This window comes from Thermoflexus sp., from assembly GCF_042408815.1.
Lineage (GTDB): Bacteria > Chloroflexota > Anaerolineae > Thermoflexales > Thermoflexaceae > Thermoflexus.
Genome location: NZ_JBHOQR010000021.1, coordinates 19,393 through 41,476, shown reverse-complemented (window position 1 = coordinate 41,476; position 22,084 = coordinate 19,393). Strand labels below are relative to the sequence as shown.

Genomic DNA, 22,084 nt, shown 5'->3' with positions numbered 1-22,084 from the left:
GTAATCCGGTTCCACTTGGACATAGGCAAAGCCAAGGTTCTGGACCTCACAGATCCGACCATTGCTAAAGCATGGGGTTATGTTCATGATCCGGCTGCTAAAGACCTGCATCAAGCTATTGCCCAGAAAGCCTTGGAAGCGAGCTATGATGTGATCAAGTTTGAGAGCTACCCAGGTGCCAGGAACTATCAACTACGCTGTACTCCGCCGATTCGAGGAGTTGTTGATTCCACAAACGGATAGCCGGAAGCAGAGGGAATGCCCCAACTGCCGACGGCTCCAGGCTAAGATCAAGGAGCTGGAAGCTAAGATCGAAGAGCTGGAGGCCCAGCTGCGCCGCGGGCGTCGCCAGGCGGCTCCCTTCTCCAAGGATGCCCCCCAAGCCCGATCCCAAACCGCCGGGCCGCCGTCCTGGACAAGGGAGGTTCACCCATAAGGAGCCACCTCCCGAGGAGGAGATTCAGCGCACCCTCGAGGTCCCCCTGGAGCGGTGCCCCGATTGTGGTGGGGAGCTTGCGGAGCGCACCTGGCACGAGCAGATCCAGGTCGATCTGCCTCCGGTGGAGCCGGAGGTGGTCCGCTTCCGCACCCAAAGCGGCTACTGCCCCCGCTGCCGCAAGCGGGTGCGGGCCTGCCATCCCCAACAGGTCTCGCGAGCCACCGGGGCCGCAGGCGTGAGCCTGGGCCCGCGGGCCAAGGCCTTGACGGCGGACCTCAAGCATCGTCTGGGGATCCCCTACCGCAAGATCACCGAGCTGTTCGAGACGGCTTTCGGCCTGGAGGTGAGCCCCGGCGGGCTGTGCCAAGCCGACGCCTGCCTGGCCGAGAAACAGGAAAGGAGTGATGTTTCAGGATTGAAACACGATGTTTCAGGATGGATACCGGTTTGAAACACGGTGAAACATGGGATGTGGTAGAATAGGGGTAGCCAATAATCGATACCTGAGAATTTGGCATTTGGCTCGTGGAGCAGCCTTTCCAGGCTGCTGGCAGGCTAGAAAGCCGGAGCAGTTTTATCAAGTACGGATAATTTCAAGTTCCAGTGCCGGCTGATTGGTAGGAACTCTTTTACCAGGAGGTGACAAGATGTTCAAACGAAAAGTGCACATTACCGGCCCTGAGGAGATATGTCAGTCTATCTACTTGTAGCCGGGTCAGGGGATATTGAAGAGTTGAGTGTGGAGGAATACAACAACATTCTCACGTATCTGGGAATTCAAGCACCAAGTTCTCCAACTCCTCTTCAACCTTAGGCCTGAATTTGTACTCTAACTCGATGTCCCTTGAGACTTTGTTGGGCATTGCTCAAACACTGCACTAAGCGGCAAGTACCTCTGTGGGAGTAGTGGGAGGTGGAATCATGGCTTACTACTACGGTAGTGCTTCGTGGTTCTGCTGTGGCCACGCGGGAAGCTGGTCCAGTCGTTGCGCGGACACTGGGCATGGCTCGTGCGGGAACTGCGAGAGCTACCTGGACCACGCCGCCTGGCCCAAGCTTAAGCGACCGGGATATCCCGACTGCAATGTGTCCGACAATTGCCTGCCGCTACCCTGGAAGTACTGCGGCGACACTCTGGTAGTCTACAACCGCTGCAATGGAAAGCAAGTCATTGTAGAAGTTCATGATTGTGGACCTAACACCAATAACTACTGCAACTGGCCCTGTGGGTGTGCCTATCCCAATTGTCCAGCGATCATCGATCTGACCCCCAACGCTTTCTCTAAGATTGCCGACCTGGACGTTGGGCGCATCCCGGTGCGAGTGACAGCGTGAAGGAGGGATGACCATGACACGTGTCACGCGTCGTCAGTTCCTGCAAGGTATCGCCTTAGGCTCTGGGGCCTTGGCTGCCCGGCTAGCTCTTGAACCAGCTCACGTGCTGGCCGGACAAGAGGACCAGGCTATGGGAGACGGGACTATTTTCCTGGAAGGAGAGATCATCACCGTTGACCTGACCCAGGGCACACTGGTAATCAACGAGCGTGGCGAGGTTGCGGTTACCCTACGGGTATCGGGCAGCACCCGGATCTGGAAGGGAGAGGTGACCGACCTGGCTGCGCTGGAGCCGGGGGATTTCCTCTATCTGCGAGCGCTGCCTGAGCCCGATGGCACGTTTACCGCCGCTAAGATTTGGGCCAACATCGCCAATCTGATGGGAACTGTGAACGCCTTGGAGAGCAATGGCTTTGAGTTGCGAATCGATGGTCACGCTCATACAGGCCCTGAACGCCGCATTGTCGTCCGGTTCCACCCGGGTATGGTGGTGAACGACAACCCAGTGGTGACACCGAGCCTACGACCTGGCCAGCCGGTGCAGGTTCTAGGCGTGATGGAACGGGACGGGACATTGAAGGCCACCCGAATGTGGGTAGCAGAGTGAGGATGACAGCCTGTTCTGAAATGGAATATGGGAAGTGAATCATGAGCCAACGAGTAGTAGGGCGAAGGCGTCGTTGAAGTGAGGATCAAGCCGCTCGGGGAGCCGGCACACCAGTACCCCTCTGTTGTCGCTTGATCGAGGCTCTAAAGGTGCTCAAGCGGTCACCGTACTATCGAAGGCTGCGTCGGGAGCTCCAGACCCCCTTTCCAGCCGATGCCTGGCATGATGATAAATGGGCTTTCTTTGTCTTCAACCTGCAAAATGGGGAGGCAAAGGATGGTAAGTCGGACAGCAGTTCGAGGCTTGTCGTTTTCGCCGTGAACTTAGAGAGGCAGCGTTTGGAAGGGGTGAAGGTGGTGGCTATCAACGCTGATCTGGACAGGGCAGAGGTCACGGATCTTCAGGATGGAAACAGACGATTCTTCATTCCACTGCCGACCGGTTGGTGAGAGCGCTTCTTAAAAGAGCAGCTGGTATTCAGGCAATAGCGATTTCGGTAATAAGGAAAGAAGTTGCATCATGGAATATTACTTGCTTTTCGACTCAGAGTGCTCGACCTGCACGGCACTAGCACATGCGATCGAGATCGAGGCCGGCGGTCGGTTGACAGCTCGCAGTCTGCACGAACCCAAGGTCCAGGGGCTACTTAATCGAGGTAGGCCGGGGTGGCGTTGGGAACCCACGCTATTAGAGGCCAACGATGCACAGGTACAGGTTTACACCGGTTTGCGCATGCGTTTGCGCCTGGTGCAGGTTCTGGGGCTCCGGCGGGCGTGGCGGGTGGCGCGGCTGGTGTGTTTATCTTTATCACAGGAAAATCCCCGCGAAGACACGGTGAGACGGCTGCAATACGGCTGCAATACTGGAGTGCTGGCTGGCAAGCCGCACCGTGAGAATAGGAGCACACCCGGTTACCTCAGCGATCAGGATTGCAACTGTACACGTTACACGGGAGGTACTCCAAATGGACCAACGAGTAAGGCAAGATAGCGCTCTTTTGCTGACCTTTCTTCTTCTCACGTTTCTCCTCGCCGCCTGCGGCACATTCGAGGTCAACGCCCGCCTCATGCGGCCGGCAGAGGTCACCGCGACGGCCCAGGCAGCCCTCACGCCGTCCCCTACACCGGCGCCCCGCCTGGGCAAGATCGCCTTTGTGCGCGGGGGTGACCTCTGGGTCCTCGACCTGGACACCGGCCGGGAGCGGCGTCTGACCCAAAGCCTGGGGATTAAACGCCCCGCCTGGTCGCCCAGCGGCCGCTGGATCGCTTTCTTCAAAGACCGCCAACTGTGGATTGTGTCCGTCGAGGAGCAAGCGCCCCGACGCATCTCGGAGGTCGCCGTCACCCAAGCGGTCTGGTCCCCCGTCGAGGACCGGCTGGCTTACGTGACCGCCAATGGCGGGCTGTGGGTGACCGATGTGGGCACAATGACCTCCCAGGAGCTGGTGTCCGCACCGGGCGTGGAGGGGAGCGGCGTGGGACACATCGCCTGGTCCCCCGATGGCCAATGGTTGGCCTTCGAGTGGACAGACGCCCGGCCCGGCGAGCCGCCGACGTATCAGGGCATCCAACGCATCCGGCTGGACCGCACGCACCGGAGCGAGGTCTTCTCCGCCTATCACCCGCCTCGCCAGGCGGACACGGTGGTCCTGGCCGGATGGTCGCCGGACGGTTCCCGGCTGGCCTTCTGGCGGTTCCCGGCGGGTTCGGCCTCCCTGGCCGCCGACGGGGCGCCCCTCCAGGTGGTGTCGGCAGGGGGCGGCACCCCCGTTGAGATCGCCGAAGCGGTGGTGCCGCGCCCCGACTTCGTGGCCTGGTCGCCGAACGGAGCACGGCTGGCCATCGTGGCCGGCAGCGGGCGGGAAACATGGCAGAACAAGCGGCTGATGGTCGCCACCGCGGATGGCCGCCGCCGCTGGTTCCTGACCCCACCCACGGTCGCGGTCCTGGCGCCGGCCTGGTCGCCGGACGGGCAGCGCCTGGCCTACGTGGGGGCCCCTGCTGGTCCCAATGTGGCCGGTGGGGAAGCGGCCCGCGGTCTCCTGGCCGGCCGGCGCATCTGGGTGACGGGGGCCGACGCCCCGGAAGCGCGGCCGTTGACCGATGACGCTGCCTTCCGCGATGAGCGGCCCCTGTGGTCGGCGGAGGGCACGCACATCCTCTTTGCCCGCCTGCAGGGCCAGCAGGCCAGCCTGTGGCTCATGGAGACCGCCACCGGCGCATTGCGGCCCGTGGTCAAGGACCTGGGGCCTTTCCCGGACTCGTCCGGCTTCTACGGCGACCTGGACTGGAGCGAACTCTTTGACTGGTGGACCGGACCGCCCCAACCGAAGGAGGCCGTGCACGTCCCGCCCCCCGCGCTGCCGACGGCACCACCGCCCGCCCCTCCGCCCACGCCGGTGGTTGTGCCATCGCCCACCCCGACACCGCCCCCACCCGCCCTGGGCCCCACCCGACCGTACACCGACACCGTCCTGGGCCTCGCCTTTGACGTGCCGGCGGCCTGGGAGATGGAAGGGGTACCGGGCGCGGAAGCTCACCTCACCGTCCGTGACGAGGCGGGTAACCCCCGGCAGGTCCTCGACCTCTCGGTCCTCAGTCCCGAGAGCCGCACCTTGGACCGGGCGTTGGCCGAGGTGGAGCAGGGGGCCTGGGGGCGGTACCTGCGGGCGGCGGAACCGGTGCGTCTGGGGACCTTTGAGGCATTGCGCCTGACCCTGATGCCAGGGGAAGGCCGGCCAGCAACGGTCTGGCTGGTCATCGCCCCTTCCGGTCGGGGGGTGGCCTTTGTGCCTGGGGAGGACGTGGCGACGGTGGAGGTGGTGCTGAACACCCTGCGCCCTTTGGACATGAGACGTTAGCTGTGGGGCGGATTGACAATCCGCCCCACCCACCTCACACAACCAGGGCGACCCACTGGGTCGCGCCTGCTCAGCCCATGAAACCCTCCGGTGATGCGCTATGTCACCTTACGGGTATAATGAACAACGCACGCGCCATGCAACGCCTGGAGTCATCGCCAGAGGTGCTCATGTCTCCAGACGACCCCGCATCCTGCTGGTGGATGACGAGCCGGACCTGCTGGCGGAGCTGAAGCCGCTGGTGGAGCGGGCCGGTTTCCAGGTGCTCACCGCCGGCGACGGCGAGGAAGCCCTGCAGCGCATCGCCGCGGAACGGCCGGACCTGGTGGTGCTGGACGTGCTCATGCCCCGGCTCGACGGCCGGGAGGTGCTGCGCCGCCTGCGCCAGGCCGGCGACTGGACCCCCGTCATCCTCCTCACCCAGGTAGGCACGCCTATAGAGCGGGCCTTCAGCCTGCAAGAAGGGGCAGACGACTATCTCAACAAACCCTTTGAGCCGATGGAACTGGTGGCCCGCATTCAGGCCGTGCTGCGCCGCGCGCGGCAAGGGGAACTTCCACTGACCGCTCACCGTCGCCTGGTGTGTGGAGACCTGGTGCTGGACCGTCAGGCGCGGCGGGCGCAGCGCGGCGGGAAGGAGCTGCCCCTCACGCCCCGCGCCCTTGCCCTGCTGGAGTTCTTGATGTTGCATCCCGGCGAAGTGCTCTCCCGGGAGCGATTGCTGGACGAGCTGTGGGGCTGGGCCTATCCGGTGGGGACGCGGGCAGTGGATATCCGCGTCGCCGAACTGCGGAAGGTGCTGGGCGATGACCCGGACGCGCCCCGCTACATCGAGACGGTAACGGGCCAGGGGTATCGGTTTATCGGGGAGGTCAAAGGAGAGGTATGAGGCGTTATCTGGCGGTGGGGCTGGCGAGCGGGCCGGCCCTGCTGGGACTGGGGCTGTCCGTGTTGCTGGCGCGAGAGGTGGTACCCAATCTCGTCCTTGTGGGCACCTTTCAGGCCGACCTGGCCGCGCTGGCGGCGGGGACCGGGGTGCTGCTCAGCCTGGGAGGGTGGGGCGTTCTGGGATTGCGGGCTTGGGTGCAGCGGGAGAGGGCCAGGGTCCGGGCGGCAGAGCGGGAGAGGCACGCCACGGCCCACCGTCGTTTCTTGCGGCGACTGGACCACGAACTGAAGAACCCGCTGGCGATCATCCATCTGGGGGTGGCGAACCTCCAGGATCGCCTAGTATCCTCATCGGAAGAGGCGGACTCGCTGGCCCGTGTGGCTGAGCAGGTCCGGCGGCTGGAGACCCTGGTGGCGGAGCTGCGCCGGCTGGCCGAACTGGAAGAGCTGGCGCTCGAAGGGGAACGGGTGGACTTGCAGGTGGTCCTGGAGGAGGCCATCGCCCTGGCGTGCGAGACAGAAGGGGCCACCGCGCGGCAGGTGGACGTCCATGTGCAACATGTGCCCTGGCCGGTGGCGCCAGTGTGGGGGGACCGAGACCTGCTGGTGGTGGCCTTTCGTAACCTGCTGGACAATGCGCTCAAGTTCACCCGCGCCGGCGACCCGGTGGAGGTGCGGGTCAGGGAGGAGGAGCGGTGGGCGGTGGTGGAGGTGGCGGACGGGGGGCCGGGCATACCGGCAGAGGAATTGCCCCACATCTTTGAGGAGCTGTACCGGGGAAGCAACGCCCGGGATATCCCCGGCAGCGGGTTGGGGCTGGCATTGGTGCAGCGCATTGTGGCCCTGCACGGTGGGGAAATACAGGTACGCAGCCGAGAAGGCCAAGGGACGGTGGTCACGGTGCGCTTGCCGCTGGCAGCGGGGGAAAGAGAGGTATTTCAAGATTGATACCCGATGTTTCAGGATAGGTACCAATTACAAGGTGTGGTATGAATTTAGAGCCTGCCGTCGCCGGCCGCGGCACGACATGGTCGGCCAACGGGGAGGGTTCAGTCCTACGCCCCCTCAGGGCCGTGGCGGCGCGCCCGGGGGCCCATCGATGGTAGGGGCGCACAGCCGTGCGCCCCCTACTCGGGAATTTCCCGAACCCCTTCCCAAAATCAGCGAAAGAGGAGTACATCATCGTTCTTTCCACCCCCATTGCAGACTACATGACCCTCGAGGACCTAAAGCGACTTCTGGAAGTGATCGACCGGGAAATGGCCGATTTCCTGCAACATTCCACGCTGCATCCCGGCCCGCGCAAGGTGCCCACGTCACTGGATGAATGAGCCATACACTCGCACTGTGCACTCGGGAAAAGCCGTGAGACGCAAGTTCGTTTTCCTAGTCTTCTGGGTTCTGGGCATGCTCTTCCCCATGGCCTGGTTCACCCGACTATCCGCCACCTACAATCGCGCCTTTCGATACGTTTTCACCCCCACCTGGACTCACGTGGTCATGCACGCTTTTCTCTACGCCGTGCTAGCCTATCTGTTGGGGCAGGTTCTCGGTCCCCGGCTGAGGCTTCATCGTGGCAGGTGGTAGCTCAGGATCATTACTAGTCCTGATCCTGGGCGTGGCACTTTTGCAAGAGGGTGTTCAGTTGTGGTACACGGCTCAGCCCCCTGGAGCAGATGAGATGCTGGACATCGGGGTGGACCTGGTCGGTGGCGGCCTGGGGATGGTGGTGCTGTGGTGGCATGCACGGCGCAGTCGCAGGCGAATGGCTGGGTAGTTGTTGAGTAGACAAAAGGGCATCTATCAACTTGACCTACGATGCGGAACCTGTCCTGGCCGACAAACCGGAGAACCGGCTGGTGGGGGTGAGCGGTGCCGCGAGCGTCAGCTTCACGTATGATGGGGACGGCAAGCTGGTGAAGCGGGTGGTGAACAACCAGCAGACCACGGTGTACGTAGGCGACCTGTACCAGAAGAACACCGGCACGGGGCAGGTGACGAAGTACTACTATCTGGGGGACCGGCGGGTGGCGGTGCGCATCGGGGGCACGGCCTACTGGCTGCTGGTGGACCATCTGGGTTCGACGATGGTGGTGCTGGACGGCAGCGGGAGCAAGGTGGGGGAGAAGTGGTACTACTCGTTTGGGGAGGAGCGGTACACCAGCGGCAGCCTGTTCGTGGAGCGGCGCTTTACGGGACAGCGGTGGGATGGTACCATAGGGTTGTATGACTACCAGGCTCGGTTCTACGACCCCGCCCTGGGCCGCTTCCTGCAACCGGATCCCATCGTGCCCGAGCCGGGGAACCCCCAGGCCCTCAACCGGTATGCATATGTGAATTGGACCCCGATGGGCACGGAAGCCATCCGAGGGATCACTAGGCGCTGGCTCATGGGCCGGCGGGGTAACGGCCCCTTCCCAATAGAGGCTACGATGGGGCAGCCGCCCCTCCGCGATCCCCTAAACCCACATCGATCGCCCGCAAGAGTTTCCACACAAAGTCCTCCGTGCGAGCCACTACCTCCGGATCCACGTTCTCATATACGTCCGACGGCTGATGCCAGTGGGGAAGCACGCCGTCCGGCCGTAAATTGACGAAAGTGAGAACCCGCCAGCCCGCCCGAACAGCCGGCGCCCCATCGGTGTAGGCGCCCCGGAAGTTCGGCCAGCGGTAGGCGCCGAGCTCCGGATGGCGGCGAGCGATCCCATCGGCCAGCGCGAGCAGCTCCGGGTCACTGCGCAGAGGCCACAGCATCGTCTCCTGAACGAGATAACACGGGCCGCTCCCTGGACCGCCCAAGGTGTCCAGGACGATGAAAATGGGGCGCCCGAGGTCTGCATGCTGTCGGACGAAGGCGGCAGCGCCATATGCGCCGACTTCCTCGCAACCCGTGCACAACGCCCATACCTCTGTGCGCTGAAGAGGCTCCCGACGAAGCCGCTCCGCCAGCGCCAGGACCATCCCGGCGCCGGTGGCGTTGTCGTTCGCACCGCACGTGTAAGGCGTGAGGTCCGCCTGGATGGCGATGGCAAAAACCGCGGCGAGCAGCAGCCCTGGCAGCAGCGACGGCAGGCCCCAGTTCGGGTTCCCGGTGATCGCGCCGATCAGGAATAGCCCCCCGACCCCCACCGCCCCAGGAAGCCCTAAGGTCACCAGCATCCGGTAGATCGCCAGTGCTCGAAGGGAGGAAAACGCCCACGGCGTGCGATGGGTGTCCAGATGACCGCACAGGATCACCCGTTGCTGGACCGGCCCGGCCGGCTGCAGGATGGCATAGACGTTCTGGCTTCGCCCCTTGGGAACTAGCCAGCGGAGGGGATTCGGCGTAAAGGTGAGCTCCAGCACCGTGCAGAGGACCAGCAGGAAGAGGCCGAGGGCGGCGATCCATCGGCCGCCGAGGAAGAAAACCGGGAACATCAAGAGCATCCCCCCGGTGGCGATGGCAAAAGGACGCCAGGCCGAGGTGGCGCTTACGAAAGGCTCCACCCGGGGCTCCAGTCCCAGCTCCCGGAACACGCGAACGGCATATTCCGCAGCTTTCCGCTCCGCGTCCGTGGTGCTTCCCCGGGGTCCGATGGTCACCGCTAGATAGGCCACGTGATCCATTGTAGAAGCCATGGGCCCTCCTCGCTTTCGAGGGAAGACCCTCCTATAGAAATCGCTTCTCCTAGGAGTGAGCCGTTCTGGAGGGCCCACGCCCGACCCAGCGCGAAGCCCTGCCTACTGCGCCAGCAGCCATTCCAGCCCCAGCTCTCGAAGCTTCGCGGGCGTAGGTACCCCTTCCCGAGTCCAGCCCGCCAGCTCGTAATAACGATCCAGGGCTCGCTCCATGGCTTCCCGATCCAAGGCCATGCCGGCCGTGGGGCCTGTTCCCTGCAGGGCTTTAAAGAATTTCCTCGGGAGCTGATCCGCCCGGCGATCCAGGCCCTCCCGCACATTGAACCACCGCAGCATATTCAGACGGCGCTCCCCGATCCGCAACAGCTCCTCCAGGGTGAAATCTGTCCAGCCGGTCACCGCGCGGACCATCCGCACTGTCTCCTCAGGCCCGTATAGGGTCCAGGCCGGGCCATACACGAACTGGCACAACCCCGCCGAATCCAGAAATGAATAGAACAGCTGGGTGAGATAAGCGAAGCGGATTTTCTCCTCGCTCAAGCTGTGGGGAGGCTGAGGCTGTGTCAGACCCAGGAGCGCCAGGCGCTGGAGGTAGAGATCCGAAGCGCCCTCCTCATACATAGGATCATGCTCGCTGGATTGATGGTCCGCGCCGAAGGGGTTCACCGCGTAGATCAGGCCGAGGGAGCGCTTGGCGTGGGGCATGTGGGCCGGGGCCTCCTGGTTCTTCACGGTGATCAGGAACTCATGGCCCTTCCCCAGCCGGTCGGCAGCCCGGGCGGAGCCCTCGGCCAGGGCATCACCGATGCCCTCCCGCTTCAAGATCATCTCCAGGAGGCGGAGCATCGCCTCGGCGTCGCCGAAGCGCAGCGGGAAGCCGATCTCTGCCTCGGTGAGGATCCCCTTCTCGAAACACTCCATCGCCCAGGCGATCGTCGCCCCGCAGGAGATGGTGTCCACCCCATACTGGTTGCACATCTGGTTGGCCAGGGCGATCGCATCCAGATCATCGATCCCGCAGTAGGAGCCGAAGGTCGCGATGGTTTCATACTCTGGACCGCCGTAGAACGGATCCACCTTTCGGCCATTCCATTCTGTTTCCACCACCCGCTTGCAGCGGACGACACATGCATAGCAGGTATCGCGTTCTTTCAGGATCGTTTCGGCCATCCGTTCACCGGTGATCTTCTCAAAACCCTCGAATTGCCCGGCGTTGTAGTTATAAGCGGGCAAAGTGCCAGCCATCTGCTGCCAGGCGACCACGCTGGCCGTCCCATAGAGGGCCAGCCCCTGGACGTCGGGGTTGTCCTCGATATGGCGGGCCCCCCACTGAGCCAGCTCCGCCAGCGCCTTCGGATCAGCGATTGCCACCTTGCGACGGCCCCGAACGGCGATGGCCTTCAGGTTCTTGGAGCCCATCACCGCCCCCATCCCGGTGCGGCCGTTGGCCCGATTGGACATGTTCATAATCGCTGCGAAACGAACGAGGCGCTCGCCGGCCGGCCCGATCTGAGCGATTTCGATCTGATCGTCCCCCAGCTCCTCTTGCAGCATCCGCTCTGCCTCGCCGGTGATCCGACCCCACAGGTGAGCGGCATCTCGCAGCTCCGCCTCACCGTCATGGATCCAGAGATAAACAGGCTTCGGAGCGCGGCCTCGGATCACCAGCCCATCGAAGCCCGCGTATTTCAGCTCCGCAGGGAAGAAACCCCCACTCTGGGAATCCCCAATGGCGCCCGTGAGGGGGGATTTGGCGTTCGCCATCAGGCGGGATTGCCCGGAGATCGGCGCCCCAGTGAGGGGACTGAGGAAGAGGGTGAGGATGTTGCGCGGATCAAAGGGGTCGACGCCTGGAGGCATCTCTCTCAGGATGTAGTAAAGCCCCATCGCGCTGCCGCCCATATAGGTGCGATAAAACGATTCCGGCGGCGTCTCCACCCACAGGCGGCCTTCCGTCAGATCCACGTGGAGAACACGGCCCGCATATCCGTAAGCCATGGCCACCCTCCTGGTTTACAGGGTGAAGCATGCGAATCCTGTTCAAAATCCGCGCGATGAAATTTGATGGAAGGGAGGCTCTCGTCGGCGAACCTTTCCCATCAAATCCCGAAGGGCTTCCCGCGCGGACGCGTAGGCCTGTGGATCCCGTTCATGCAAACTCAACGCCTCAAACTCCTCCTCATCCAGAACCAGGACCTCCCCCGTCGGCGTCACGAAGAGATCCAGCGCCAAGTCCCGAATCTCGATCTCGTCCTCTGAGACCTGCGGAGGATATGTGATGTCGCAATACCAACCCTTTAACCGATCGTCCCCATGGCCATGGATCTCATAGATCACAAACCAGCGGCCTGGGAAGAAATACTCGACGAATCGATCCTGGGTTTCCAAACGCACGTAACCCAGATCCAGCGGAGGACGCTCCCAGAAGGCCTCCACCACCAGCGCCTCGGGAGCAGCGCGGGTGAGACGCCCGGCGTAAACCACACGCAACCGGCCATCCGCCGTCAGTCGCCGCACCCGGACGGGCCGAGGAGCATGGGCGCTTAATCCGGGCCCCACCCCCGTTCCTCCACCGCTTGGAAGATGTCCGTATCGCTCACGATGCCAACGGGCTTCCCATCCTGCATCACCACCGCCCGCCGGATGTTGGCGTCCAACATGATCAGGGAGCACTGCCGGATGGTGGTATCCGGGGAAACGGTGATCAGGGGCGCGCTCATCAGATCCCGCACCTTCAATCCTTTCAGGGGCCGATCGGCGGCCACCACCTTCTTCAGGATATCCCGCTTGGTCATGATCCCCCACGTCCCATGAGGTCCCTCCGGCTCCACCACCACGCTGGAGATGCCCTTCTGAACCATCAGATGCAACGCGTCCTCCACGGGCATATCTGGAGGGACGGTCACCACGGGGGAGGTCATGATCTCGGCGACGGTATAGGGTTTGGGCTTGCGCTCCATCGCCACCCCTTTCGAGCGAAATGGTTCGCATAAAATTATTATAAGCGCCTTCAGCGGAAGGCGGTCGGAAGAGCCGATGGGCTTGCGGAAACGCCCCCCCGAAGCGATCTTGCGACGGCGTGGAGAAAACTCCCTGAAGCTCGAACCCAACAACATAAAGCCATGGGTCCAGAGGGGCATCATGCGATTGCGGATCCGAGCAGCGACTCGATTGAAAGGCACCATGCCCGTCCCAGGAGACAAATCCCTCTCCCACCGGGCACTGCTGTTTGGAGCCCTGGCCGATGGGATCTCTGACCTGAAGGGCTGGCTTCCGGCCGCCGATTGCGAGGCAACCCTCCGTTGTGTCCGCGCTCTGGGGATCCACGTGGAGCGGCCCGCCTGGGAGCACCTGATCGTTCACGGCGGTGGCTTGAAGGGATTCCGACCGGCCCCTGCCCCCCTGGATTGCGGCGGCTCCGGGACCACGATGCGGCTCCTGATGGGGATGCTCGCCGGTTTCCCCTTCCCCAGCACGCTGGTGGGGAACCCCCAGCTCTCTCGGCGCCCGATGGAGCGGGTGGCCCGGCCATTGCGCCAGATGGGCGCGGAGGTCATCACCACGGAGGGGCACGCCCCCGTCTATGTGCGCGGTGGCTCGCTCCAGGGCATCCGCTATGAGCTCCCCATGGCCAGCGCTCAGGTGAAATCGGCTATCCTCCTGGCCGGGCTTTACGCGGATCGCCCAACGATGGTCATCGAGCCCGCTCCCTCACGGGATCACACAGAACGCTTGCTTGGGGCGATGGGCGCTTCCATCCGACGAGATGGGAACGCCGTCACCATTGAGCCGGCGGAGCGATTGCGGCCGGTTTCCATGACCATCCCCGGCGATCCGTCCTCCGCGGCCTTCCTCATCGCGGCCGCCCTGCTGGTTCCGGGCTCATGGGTGCAGATCCCTGGGGTCCTGCTCAACCCCACGCGTCTGGGATGGGTGGACGCGTGGCAGGCAATGGGCGCGCCAATCCGGGCGATCCCAGAGGGCGAAGCCGGCGGGGAACCAGTGGGGCACCTGCAGGCCACGGCGGCCAGCTGTCTGCAAGCGATCGAAATCGCAGGGGCCATGGTTCCTCGGATGATCGATGAGTTCCCCATCTTCGCCGTGGTCGCCACCCAGGCGGAGGGCATCACCCAGGTCCGCGATGCGGCGGAATTGCGCGTTAAGGAGAGCGATCGCATCGCCGCCATCGCCGCGGAGCTGCGCCGTATGGGCGCGCGGATCGAGGAACATCCGGATGGCTTTACCGTCTATGGGCCTACGCCTTTGCGCGGGGCCGTTGTCCACAGCCATGGGGATCATCGCCTGGCCATGGCCCTCACGGTCGCCGGGTTGATCGCCGATGGGGAAACCCTCGTGGAGGATGCGGCTTGCATCGCCGACAGCTTCCCGGGTTTCGTGGAAACCATGCAGGCCCTCGGCGCGGAGATCGAGGTAGAGACCGTTTACGAATGAGGGTGCGAGCGCCCGGGAAGAGGAGTTATGACTCCTGAAACAGGCTCGCAGGGGCAGTCGGTGGAACCAGGATTCGAAGGGATCGGGGGACGACCTCGAAGGCCATGGGGGTATAGCCAATGGGTTCCCCATCCACCTGGACCGGGACGACCGGGCGGGTCTCGACGACCACACGACGTCCGACGAAGAATTTGACCGCCGGATCCTGGAGATGGCGCCCCCCGAAGACATTGAAGAAATGGCGGACCGCCCACGGCAGCCCCATCCCTCGAAACACGCAAATGTTGAGATAGCCATCGTCCAGCATGGCCTGGGGGGCGATGCGCACCAGGCCTCCATATAGCTGGGCATTCGCTACCAGAACCACCAGGGTGCGCCCCTTCACCCGGCGGCGGCCATCCACGATGACCGTGGCCCGCATGGCCGGGAAATCCCTGGCGATCATGGCAGCGGCAATCAGGTAAGCCAGGGCCCCCAAACGCTTGGTGTTCCGGGTCCGGGGTTCCATATGCTGCGCCACCTGGGCGTCCAGACCGATGCCCGCCCACAGAAGGAAGTAACGACCGTTGGCCCTCCCCACGTCAATTGTATGTTCCCGCGCGGCCTCCAGGAGATGCGCAGCCACCTGAATCCGAAGCGGATGGACGAGAGGGTAAACCGGGAGGCCCAGCTGCCGAGCCCATACATTGCCGGTTCCCACCGGCAGGACGCCCAGAGCGGCCGGCATTCCGACCAGGCCGTTCGCCACCTCGTTGACGGTGCCATCTCCCCCCGCGGCGATCACCCATTCGAATCCCTCCAGGGCGGCCTCGTGGGCCAGATCGGTAGCCATTCCTGGACGCTCCGTGATCCGCAGGAGGACCGACCATCCGCGCTCCTCCTGCCATTTACGGGCCACCGCCTGGACCTCCCCAAGCATCTCCCGGGGGCCAGCGGTCGGATTGTAGATGATCATGACGCGTCTGGAGCGATCCATAGCCGTTGTGCCGGAATCCCAGGTGAAGTGGGCCTGATCCGCCTGAAGGGATGTTCCCGTTTGGAGGCCATCCGTGGCGGCCCTCCAACCTCGAACGATCGAGCGCTCAGCGGGGGTGGGAAGATCGTCCCTTTCGCCGTCCGAAGGCCTGGGGGGATTTCCCCGGCCCAGGAGCGACCTCCTCCCCCTCCTCGGTTGCGATCCACTCCCGCTCGACCAGCCGGCGAAGCCTGGCCTCCGGTGGGGTTTCCGCCAGCTCGATCATCCGCAATTGTTCGCGGAGTTCGAAGATCTGATCCCGTAGGGCAGCCGCCTTTTCGAACTCCAGGGCCTGAGCGGCCCGCTTCATCTCCTTCTCCAGCGCCCGGATGAGGCGCTGCAACTCGTCCTTCGACATCGTCCATCGTTGTTCGGGCGCCCCCTTCTCCTCAGCCACCATCTCCCGCACCCGATCCGTGAGATCCCGCACGGCCTTCACAATCGAACGGGGCTCGATGCCGTGGGCCCGGTTATACGCTTCCTGGATCCCCCGCCTGCGATTGGTTTCCTCGATCGCCCGGCGCATGGAATCGGTGATCGTATCCGCATAGAGGATGGCCGTCCCGTTCACATGCCGGGCCGCCCGCCCGATGGTCTGGATCAGCGCCGTCTCGCTGCGCAGGAAGCCCTCCTTGTCGGCATCCAGGACGGCCACCAAGGAGACCTCGGGGAGATCCAGCCCTTCACGCAACAGATTGATCCCCACGACCACATCGTAAACCCCCAGCCGGAGATCCCGCAGGATCTCCACCCGCTCCAGGGTCTCGATGTCCGCATGGAGATAATGGGTGCGGATCCCCATCTCGTTCAGGTAATCCGAGATCTCCTCCGCCAGGCGCTTCGTGAGGGTGGTGACCAGCGCCCGTTCGCCCCGGGCGATGCGTTTGCGGATCTCACCGATGAGATCCTCGATCTGTCCTTTGGTCGGCCGCACCTCCACCACCGGATCCAGAATGCCGGTCGGGCGGATCAGCTGCTCGACCACCTGCTCGGACTTCTCCAGCTCATAGGGCCCGGGGGTGGCGGACATGAAGATCACCTGACGGACCCGCTGTTCGAATTCCTCAAAGGTGAGCGGCCGGTTGTCCAACGCCGAGGGAAGACGGAACCCGTATTCCACCAGCGTCTCCTTCCGGGAGCGATCGCCGTGATACATCCCACGCAACTGTGGGATAGTCATATGGGATTCATCAATGACCACCAGAAAATCATCCGGGAAGTAGTCCAGAAGAGTCCATGGCGGCTCGCCGGGCGCCCGCCCATCCAGATGACGGGAGTAGTTCTCAATGCCGTGACAGTAGCCCACCTCGCGGAGCATCTCCAGGTCATACAGGGTACGCTGGCGGAGCCGTTCCGCTTCCAGGAGCTTCCCCTGGGATCGAAGCTCCTCCAGCCGCTCATGCAACTCCTGTTCGATAGAGGCGATCGCCCGCCGCAGCTTCTCCTCAGGGGTCACGAAGTGCTTGGCCGGGTAGATCTCCATGGTTTCATGAAGGCGGAGGATCTCCCCGGTAAGCGGATCGAACTCCACGAGGCGCTCGATCTCATCCCCCCAGAACTCAATCCGAATCGCCGTATCCTGATAAGCGGGAAAGACATCCACCGTATCCCCGCGGACCCGGAAAGTTCCCCGCCGGAAATCCCCATCGTTGCGCGCATACTGGATGTCCACGAGGTGGCGCAACAGGTTATCGCGGCGGCGGACCTGGCCACGCTGAAGGCGGATGACCACCTGGCCCCAATCGTGGGGGTTGCCGATGCCGTAGATGCAAGAAACGGAGGCGACGATGATCACATCCCGCCGGGTGAACAGGGCTTGGGTGGCCGCCAAGCGCAGGCGCTCAATCTCCTCATTGATGCTGGTCTCCTTCTCGATGTAGGTGTCGGTCTGGGGGATATACGCCTCGGGCTGATAGTAATCATAGTAGCTGACGAAATATTCCACTGCGTTGTGAGGGAAAAACTCACGGAACTCCGCGTAGAGCTGCGCGGCCAGGGTCTTGTTGTGGCTGATGACCAGCGTGGGCTTCTGGATGCGGGCGATGACATGGGCGATGGTGAAGGTCTTCCCCGTCCCCGTCGCCCCCAGCAACGTTTGATAACGATAGCCCTTCCGCAGACCCTCGACAAGCTTCTCGATGGCCTGCGGTTGATCCCCGGTGGGTTCAAAGGGCGCCACCAACTGAAAGCGCTCCATGTCGGATCCCTTCCCTTCCCGGCTGAACCGCGGGCTGCATTTCAGCCCGTCGAATGCACCGCATGACAGGTCGCCATGAGTTGGGGCTTGCGCCGCCGGGCTTCCGTCCCGGGAAGCGGGATGGCCCTTCCCCCAGGCCCCCACGAGGAGACGGACGACGGAATTTCTGCCTTCATTAGTTTAGTTTAATGCAGTGGGATGATTGAGGGCCCGATCGCCGCGCCCGGATCCCGGCTGCAAGGAGAGAACACCGAGGTCCTGCGGGCAGGCCTGTCTTGGCCAGAGCTCACCCGATGAAGGGGCGATGATGGGCAGCGATCGCCCTTCGGATCTCCTGGGCCATCGCCCGTGCTCGTTCCGGGGCATCCCCGATATGGGTGTGGATCGCCATCAGGCGCCGGAGGGTTTCGGGAGCGAGCCAGCGGGTGATCTCCGGATCCGCGATCAGGCGCTCCGGCAATGGGTTGGGGGCCCCGGACCGCACGGCCTCCCACGCAGCCATGGCATGATCCCGCAGGCGAGCGTGGAGGGCCTGGCGATCCGCACCCGCACGGGCCGCCGCCATGAGGACCGGCTCCAGAGCGGCGAAGGGGGCGAACCGCTCCAGATTGCGCCGCAACGCTTCCACGTGGATTTCCATGCCTCGAAGGATATGGAGCGTGAGCCGGAGGATCTCATCGGCGGCCAGGAAAGCCTCCGGCAACAGGATCCGCCGGATCGCCGAATCGTCCAGAGTGCGTTCCAGGAGGGAATGGGCGGCGGTTTCCCACATCATCGAGGGAAGCGACCCCAGATAGCGAGCCAGGGCATTGATCCGCTCGGCGAGGATCGGATTACGCTTGAAGGGCATCGCCGAGGAGCCCACCTGACGGGCGCCGAAGGGCTCCGACCATTCGCCGAAGGGGGGCGATTGCAGGAGGCGGAGGTCAAACGCCATTTTGTAAAGCGACATGGCCAGCCCCGCGAGGGCTACCAGCACCCGCCAGTCTTGTTTGCGCGGATAGATCTGACCGGTCACCCGGAACGGCTCCAGGCCCAGCTCCGCCATCGCCCGCTCTTCCATCTGGGAAGGCGTCATACCGGTCCCATCCAGCAACGCCGCGTAGGAGGCGCCGGTTCCCACTGCCCCTTTGAAGCCCTTCCCCCGGATCGCGAGCCGACAGCGGGAGATCTCCTCCCAATCCATCAAGAGATCTTGGCCATAGAGGGCCAGGCGATAACCCACGGTCGTGGGCTCGGCCGGCTGGAGATGAGTCCAGGCCATGCAAGGAACTTCGGCCCATCGCTCGATGGCGTCCGCTAGTGCTTCCAGGACCTCCTGCAGGCGATCGCCGATCAGATCCAGAGCTTCCCGAATCCGAATCGCATCGGCATTGTCCTCGATGTCTGCCGATGTAGCGCCCAGGTGGAGCACAGGGCCACCCTGGGGGGCCTGCTCGGCAAACGTGAGGAGCTCGGCCATGAGATCATGCCCGATCTCCCGCTCGATCTGCTCTGCCCGCTCCAAGTCGATGGCCCCGGCATGGGCCTCCAGGTCGGCCACCTGCTCCGGGCGGACAAGGCCGGCGGCCATCTGCGCACGGGCCAGCGCGATCCACACCTGACGCCACAGCCGCCGGCGGTAGGCCTCCGACCAGATCCGGCGCATCGCCGGGCTTCCATATCGCCAGGTGAAGGGGGAAAGAAAGGTCTCGTGGGTAAACATCCCGAGCTCCATCCTAAGGGAGAATCTGGATCTTCCCTCACACGCTATCGCGATAGCCAGAGCGGGACATCCGCCGTTCGGCTTTGATCCCCGAGGCCCCATTCCCCCTAGAGTCCAGCGCGCAGCACGCGCTTACCGCAACGCGCCGTCTTCGATCTCCAGGATCTGGTCCCGGGCAGGGCCCACAGAGACATAGCGCACGGGAGCGCCGGCCAGCTCCGACAGGCGACGCAAATACCCTCGCGCCGCCTCCGGGAGATCCTGCCACCGCCGCGCGGTGGAGGTAGGGCCGGACCATCCCGGCATGCGCTCGTAGACCGGAGTCACCTGCTCCAGAACCGGCGTGTCGGGGACGTGGGTGAGGATCTCCCCGGATGGGAGGCGATATCCCACACAGAGGGGGATTTCTTCCAGCCCATCTAAGACATCCAGCTTGGTGATGGCCAGAGCCGTGAAGCCGTTCAGCCAGGCGGCGTGCCGCAACGCCACCCCATCGGGCCAGCCGCACCGGCGAGGGCGTCCGGTCGTCGCCCCGAACTCCCATCCTTCCGGAGGGCCGCCCCGCCGCAGACGTTCGGCCAGCTCCCCGTGCACCTCGGTCACGAGAGGGCCCTCCCCCACGGCAGTGGCAAAGGCTTTCACCACCCCAATCACCTCCCGGATCGCATGGGGTGGGATCCCCGCCCCAACCGCCGCGTAGCCAGCCAGGGTGTTCGACGAGGTCACATAGGGATATACGCCCCAGTCCAGATCCCGCATCGCTCCCAGCTGCCCCTCCAGGAGGATCCGGGCATCCCGCCGGATGGCGTCCTGGAGCACCGGGATGGTGTCGATGATCCGATCCCTCAGGCGCTCTCGCCACATCTCACACCGGTCGATCAGCTCCCCCAGAGGAGGGGGGTCCCCCTTCAACGCGATTATGCGCGCGGAGATCGCCGCATATGCCTCCTGCAGGCGCCGGTGGAGCCAGTCCTGATGGAGGAGATCGCCCATCCGCAAGCCGATCCGGGCGGCCTTATCGCTGTAAGCCGGGCCGATGCCCCGGCGCGTGGTGCCCAGGGGGCGATCGCCCCGACCGCGCTCCTCCAGTTCATCCCGCTGGCGATGGTAAGGGAAGACCAGATGCGCCCGATCGGAGATCCACACGCGAGAGGTATCCACGCCGGCGGCCTCGAGCTCCGCCAACTCCTGAAGCAATGTATCGGGATTCACCGCGGTCCCTGCACCGATGATGCATGTGGTTCCCCGCTGGAAAACTCCGGAGGGCACGAGATGGAGGCGGAACGTTCCGTATTCGTTCACCACTGTGTGGCCCGCGTTATCACCCCCCTGCACCCGCATCACGATCTCCGCGTCGCGGCTCAGGTGATCGACGATATGGCCCTTTCCCTCATCTCCCCACAACGCGCCGACCACGGCGATCACAGGCATAACCCTGCCTCCAGCCGAAGCGAGTCCAATATTCCGGATAGGGTCTGCACCGCGGGGGAGGGCCTTCGACATCCCATCCCCCGGATTTTCGCGCTTACATGCCCTGCGGGTCCTCCCGCGCGCCGAGGTCGATCACCTTCCCTTCTCGCTCGGCCGATTCCGCGCGAGGGGCCTCCAACATCGGGAATTCCGGCTCCGCCCCGGGCATCACTGATTGGCCCCGGAAGTACCCGCCTTCATCGATCACCAGAGAGCCCGCGCTGATATCCCCCCAGACCTTTCCGGTGGAAAGGATCTCCACCCGGCCAGAGGCATGGATCTTCCCAATGAGCATGCCGGCCACCGAGACATTGGTCGCCCGCACTTCCGCTCGAACCCGCGCGCTCTCGCCGATGATCAGATTGCCGCTGATCTCCATGGAGCCCTCGAACACGCCTTCCACCCGAATGGTCCCATCGCCCTGTAGCAGACCTTTCACCACGCAGGTCGGGCCCAGCACGGTCTCCACCGGTGTGCCCGGGCTGACTGGCCTGGGAGCTATGGGCGCTTTCTCCGGCTTCGATCGTCCGAACATTGTTCGCCTCCTCACGAATGGATATACTCTACTATAGAGAAAACCGTTCGGGTCTGTCAAAGCGTTGATCAAGAGGGTTTAAGGCGGTCGAGCGGGCGGCTTCGTTCCGTGCCCTGCCATTCCCAAAGCGCGATGGGATCAACCGGGATCGCCCATGAGTGCGCGCCCTTCTTTACTTCTCGCTCCCCGAAGGAATACCCCCTATCGGGCATGGCCCGAGATCGGACCTGCCTGCGGGGCAGTGTGTCGGCTGAAGCCAGCGGTCCAAAAGGAGGGCGCGATGTATAGCGTGCTGATCCTGGCCGGCGGCCAGAGCCGCCGGATGGGAAGGAACAAAGCCTTCCTGGACTGGAGGGGACGCCCGCTGATCGCCGATCTGATCGATCGCTTCCGCCCGATCTCCGACGATGTGATCTTGATCGCCCCCGACCTTAAACCCTTTCAGGGCCTCAACGCTCGCCTCGTCCCCGATCCCTGGCCACCCGTTGGCCCTCTGGGAGGGCTGTGGTCCGGTCTGTTGAGCGCGCGCCATGAATGGGCTTTCGCCATGGCGTGCGATATGCCCCTGGTGGATCCACAGGTGGTGGAATGGATGTTCGAGCAGCGCAGGGAAGCCGACGCCGTCGTCCTGCTGGATGACCAAGGGCGCCCGGAGCCGCTGCACGCACTGTATCGGGCCTCCTGCCTCAACGCCATCGCCTCTGCCCTGGCCTGCGGGCAACGGGCGATGCTGGCCTTTTACCCGGCGATCCGGGTGCGCTATCTTCCCCCCGCCATCTGGCACGCGGTGGACCCGGAGGGCCGTTCGTGGCGCAACATCAATACCCCGGAGGACTGGAAACGGCTCCAGGAAGAGCTTCCTGAGGACTGACCCCTTTCATGGGGGCGGGATAACCCTCCATGGCTCCTGGGACCCCCGGGGGGGACGGCGTTCGGCGGCCCTGGAAGCCCCTCGGAGCAGGA

Annotated in this window: 17 protein-coding genes and 2 pseudogenes; 10 read left to right on the top strand and 9 right to left on the bottom strand. The window is 63.9% G+C overall.

The annotated features are described in order from the left end of the window. From ACFMO3_RS06735 to ACFMO3_RS06700, 8 genes and pseudogenes are all read left to right on the top strand, one after another. Positions 1-243 (top strand): hypothetical protein (locus tag ACFMO3_RS06735; RefSeq protein ID WP_376789653.1); only part of this gene is annotated, 243 nt, incomplete at its 5' end. 128 nt (positions 244-371) lie between these two features. Next, positions 372-890 (top strand): IS66 family transposase zinc-finger binding domain-containing protein, encoded by a 519-nt coding sequence (locus tag ACFMO3_RS06730; protein WP_376789652.1) that lies wholly within the window; start codon positions 372-374, stop codon positions 888-890. A gap of 897 nt (positions 891-1,787) precedes the next feature. Continuing rightward, positions 1,788-2,381, top strand: a complete 594-nt coding sequence (locus ACFMO3_RS06725) for a DUF5666 domain-containing protein (protein ID WP_376789651.1) — start codon at positions 1,788-1,790, stop codon at positions 2,379-2,381. A 964-nt stretch (positions 2,382-3,345) separates the two neighbouring features. Beyond that, positions 3,346-5,241, top strand: a complete 1,896-nt coding sequence (locus tag ACFMO3_RS06720) for a hypothetical protein (protein WP_376789650.1) — start codon at positions 3,346-3,348, stop codon at positions 5,239-5,241. Positions 5,242-5,341: 100 nt separating this feature from the next. Then, entirely contained in the window at positions 5,342-6,130 is a 789-nt protein-coding gene (locus ACFMO3_RS06715; RefSeq protein WP_376789649.1) for a response regulator transcription factor, read from the top strand. Then, a complete protein-coding gene (locus ACFMO3_RS06710) occupies positions 6,127-7,077 on the top strand; it encodes a sensor histidine kinase (protein ID WP_376789648.1) in 951 nt (316 codons plus the stop codon). Before ACFMO3_RS06715 ends, ACFMO3_RS06710 begins: the two co-directional genes overlap by 4 nt. 417 nt (positions 7,078-7,494) lie before the next feature. Next, positions 7,495-7,716, top strand: a complete 222-nt coding sequence (locus tag ACFMO3_RS06705) for a hypothetical protein (RefSeq protein ID WP_376789647.1) — start codon at positions 7,495-7,497, stop codon at positions 7,714-7,716. A gap of 500 nt (positions 7,717-8,216) precedes the next feature. Beyond that, a pseudogene (locus ACFMO3_RS06700) lies at positions 8,217-8,468 on the top strand (RHS repeat-associated core domain-containing protein); the annotation flags it as partial. 88 nt (positions 8,469-8,556) lie between these two features. Here ACFMO3_RS06700 and ACFMO3_RS06695 read toward each other — a convergent pair. From ACFMO3_RS06695 to ACFMO3_RS06680, 4 genes are all read right to left on the bottom strand, one after another. Then, positions 8,557-9,747: a M28 family peptidase gene (locus tag ACFMO3_RS06695; protein WP_376789646.1), complete on the bottom strand. Its 1,191-nt coding sequence runs from the start codon at positions 9,745-9,747 to the stop codon at positions 8,557-8,559. Positions 9,748-9,849: 102 nt separating this feature from the next. Continuing rightward, on the bottom strand, positions 9,850-11,745 hold the full coding sequence (locus tag ACFMO3_RS06690; RefSeq protein WP_376789645.1) for an aldehyde ferredoxin oxidoreductase family protein: 1,896 nt from the start codon (positions 11,743-11,745) through the stop codon (positions 9,850-9,852). A gap of 42 nt (positions 11,746-11,787) precedes the next feature. Next, on the bottom strand, positions 11,788-12,306 hold the full coding sequence (locus tag ACFMO3_RS06685; RefSeq protein ID WP_376789644.1) for a DUF402 domain-containing protein: 519 nt from the start codon (positions 12,304-12,306) through the stop codon (positions 11,788-11,790). Then, complete coding sequence (locus tag ACFMO3_RS06680) at positions 12,291-12,707, bottom strand: CBS domain-containing protein (RefSeq protein ID WP_322801560.1); 417 nt, start codon at positions 12,705-12,707, stop codon at positions 12,291-12,293. Before ACFMO3_RS06680 ends, ACFMO3_RS06685 begins: the two co-directional genes overlap by 16 nt. A gap of 181 nt (positions 12,708-12,888) precedes the next feature. Between ACFMO3_RS06680 and aroA the strand changes: the two genes are divergently transcribed. Continuing rightward, positions 12,889-14,199 (top strand): 3-phosphoshikimate 1-carboxyvinyltransferase, encoded by a 1,311-nt coding sequence (gene aroA / locus ACFMO3_RS06675; RefSeq protein WP_376789643.1) that lies wholly within the window; start codon positions 12,889-12,891, stop codon positions 14,197-14,199. 25 nt (positions 14,200-14,224) lie between these two features. Here aroA and ACFMO3_RS06670 read toward each other — a convergent pair whose 3' ends face one another. The 5 genes and pseudogenes from ACFMO3_RS06670 to ACFMO3_RS06650 all read right to left on the bottom strand — a co-directional run bounded on the left by ACFMO3_RS06670 (position 14,225) and on the right by ACFMO3_RS06650 (position 21,121). After that, positions 14,225-15,154 carry a diacylglycerol/lipid kinase family protein gene (locus ACFMO3_RS06670; protein ID WP_376789642.1) on the bottom strand — a complete coding sequence of 310 codons (930 nt, stop codon included), beginning with the start codon at positions 15,152-15,154 and terminating at the stop codon, positions 14,225-14,227. A 298-nt stretch (positions 15,155-15,452) separates the two neighbouring features. Then, positions 15,453-17,411 (bottom strand): annotated as a pseudogene (uvrB, locus tag ACFMO3_RS06665) (excinuclease ABC subunit UvrB); the annotation flags it as partial. Positions 17,412-17,697: 286 nt separating this feature from the next. Next, a complete protein-coding gene (gene purB, locus ACFMO3_RS06660) occupies positions 17,698-19,116 on the bottom strand; it encodes an adenylosuccinate lyase (protein ID WP_376789641.1) in 1,419 nt (472 codons plus the stop codon). Positions 19,117-19,248: 132 nt separating this feature from the next. Then, positions 19,249-20,547 (bottom strand): adenylosuccinate synthase, encoded by a 1,299-nt coding sequence (locus tag ACFMO3_RS06655; RefSeq protein ID WP_376789640.1) that lies wholly within the window; start codon positions 20,545-20,547, stop codon positions 19,249-19,251. A 94-nt stretch (positions 20,548-20,641) separates the two neighbouring features. Continuing rightward, positions 20,642-21,121, bottom strand: a complete 480-nt coding sequence (locus ACFMO3_RS06650; protein WP_376789639.1) for a polymer-forming cytoskeletal protein — start codon at positions 21,119-21,121, stop codon at positions 20,642-20,644. 280 nt (positions 21,122-21,401) lie between these two features. Here ACFMO3_RS06650 and ACFMO3_RS06645 point away from each other — a divergent pair, with 280 nt between their 5' ends. Continuing rightward, a complete protein-coding gene (locus ACFMO3_RS06645; protein WP_376789638.1) occupies positions 21,402-21,992 on the top strand; it encodes a molybdenum cofactor guanylyltransferase in 591 nt (196 codons plus the stop codon). Positions 21,993-22,084: the final 92 nt, after the last annotated feature.

Excerpts from the sequence above, each read along its gene's own strand:
- ACFMO3_RS06730 (WP_376789652.1), top strand. The coding sequence starts at position 372 with ATGCCCCCCAAGCCCGATCCCAAACCGCCGGGCCGCCGTCCTGGACAA.
- ACFMO3_RS06725 (WP_376789651.1), top strand. The coding sequence starts at position 1,788 with ATGACACGTGTCACGCGTCGTCAGTTCCTGCAAGGTATCGCCTTAGGC.
- ACFMO3_RS06720 (WP_376789650.1), top strand. The coding sequence starts at position 3,346 with ATGGACCAACGAGTAAGGCAAGATAGCGCTCTTTTGCTGACCTTTCTT.
- ACFMO3_RS06715 (WP_376789649.1), top strand. The coding sequence starts at position 5,342 with ATGTCACCTTACGGGTATAATGAACAACGCACGCGCCATGCAACGCCT.
- ACFMO3_RS06710 (WP_376789648.1), top strand. The coding sequence starts at position 6,127 with ATGAGGCGTTATCTGGCGGTGGGGCTGGCGAGCGGGCCGGCCCTGCTG.
- ACFMO3_RS06695 (WP_376789646.1), bottom strand. The coding sequence starts at position 9,747 with ATGGCTTCTACAATGGATCACGTGGCCTATCTAGCGGTGACCATCGGA.
- ACFMO3_RS06690 (WP_376789645.1), bottom strand. The coding sequence starts at position 11,745 with ATGGCTTACGGATATGCGGGCCGTGTTCTCCACGTGGATCTGACGGAA.
- ACFMO3_RS06680 (WP_322801560.1), bottom strand. The coding sequence starts at position 12,707 with ATGGAGCGCAAGCCCAAACCCTATACCGTCGCCGAGATCATGACCTCC.
- aroA (WP_376789643.1), top strand. The coding sequence starts at position 12,889 with ATGCGATTGCGGATCCGAGCAGCGACTCGATTGAAAGGCACCATGCCC.
- ACFMO3_RS06670 (WP_376789642.1), bottom strand. The coding sequence starts at position 15,154 with ATGATCATCTACAATCCGACCGCTGGCCCCCGGGAGATGCTTGGGGAG.
- purB (WP_376789641.1), bottom strand. The coding sequence starts at position 19,116 with ATGTTTACCCACGAGACCTTTCTTTCCCCCTTCACCTGGCGATATGGA.
- ACFMO3_RS06655 (WP_376789640.1), bottom strand. The coding sequence starts at position 20,547 with ATGCCTGTGATCGCCGTGGTCGGCGCGTTGTGGGGAGATGAGGGAAAG.
- ACFMO3_RS06650 (WP_376789639.1), bottom strand. The coding sequence starts at position 21,121 with ATGTTCGGACGATCGAAGCCGGAGAAAGCGCCCATAGCTCCCAGGCCA.
- ACFMO3_RS06645 (WP_376789638.1), top strand. The coding sequence starts at position 21,402 with ATGTATAGCGTGCTGATCCTGGCCGGCGGCCAGAGCCGCCGGATGGGA.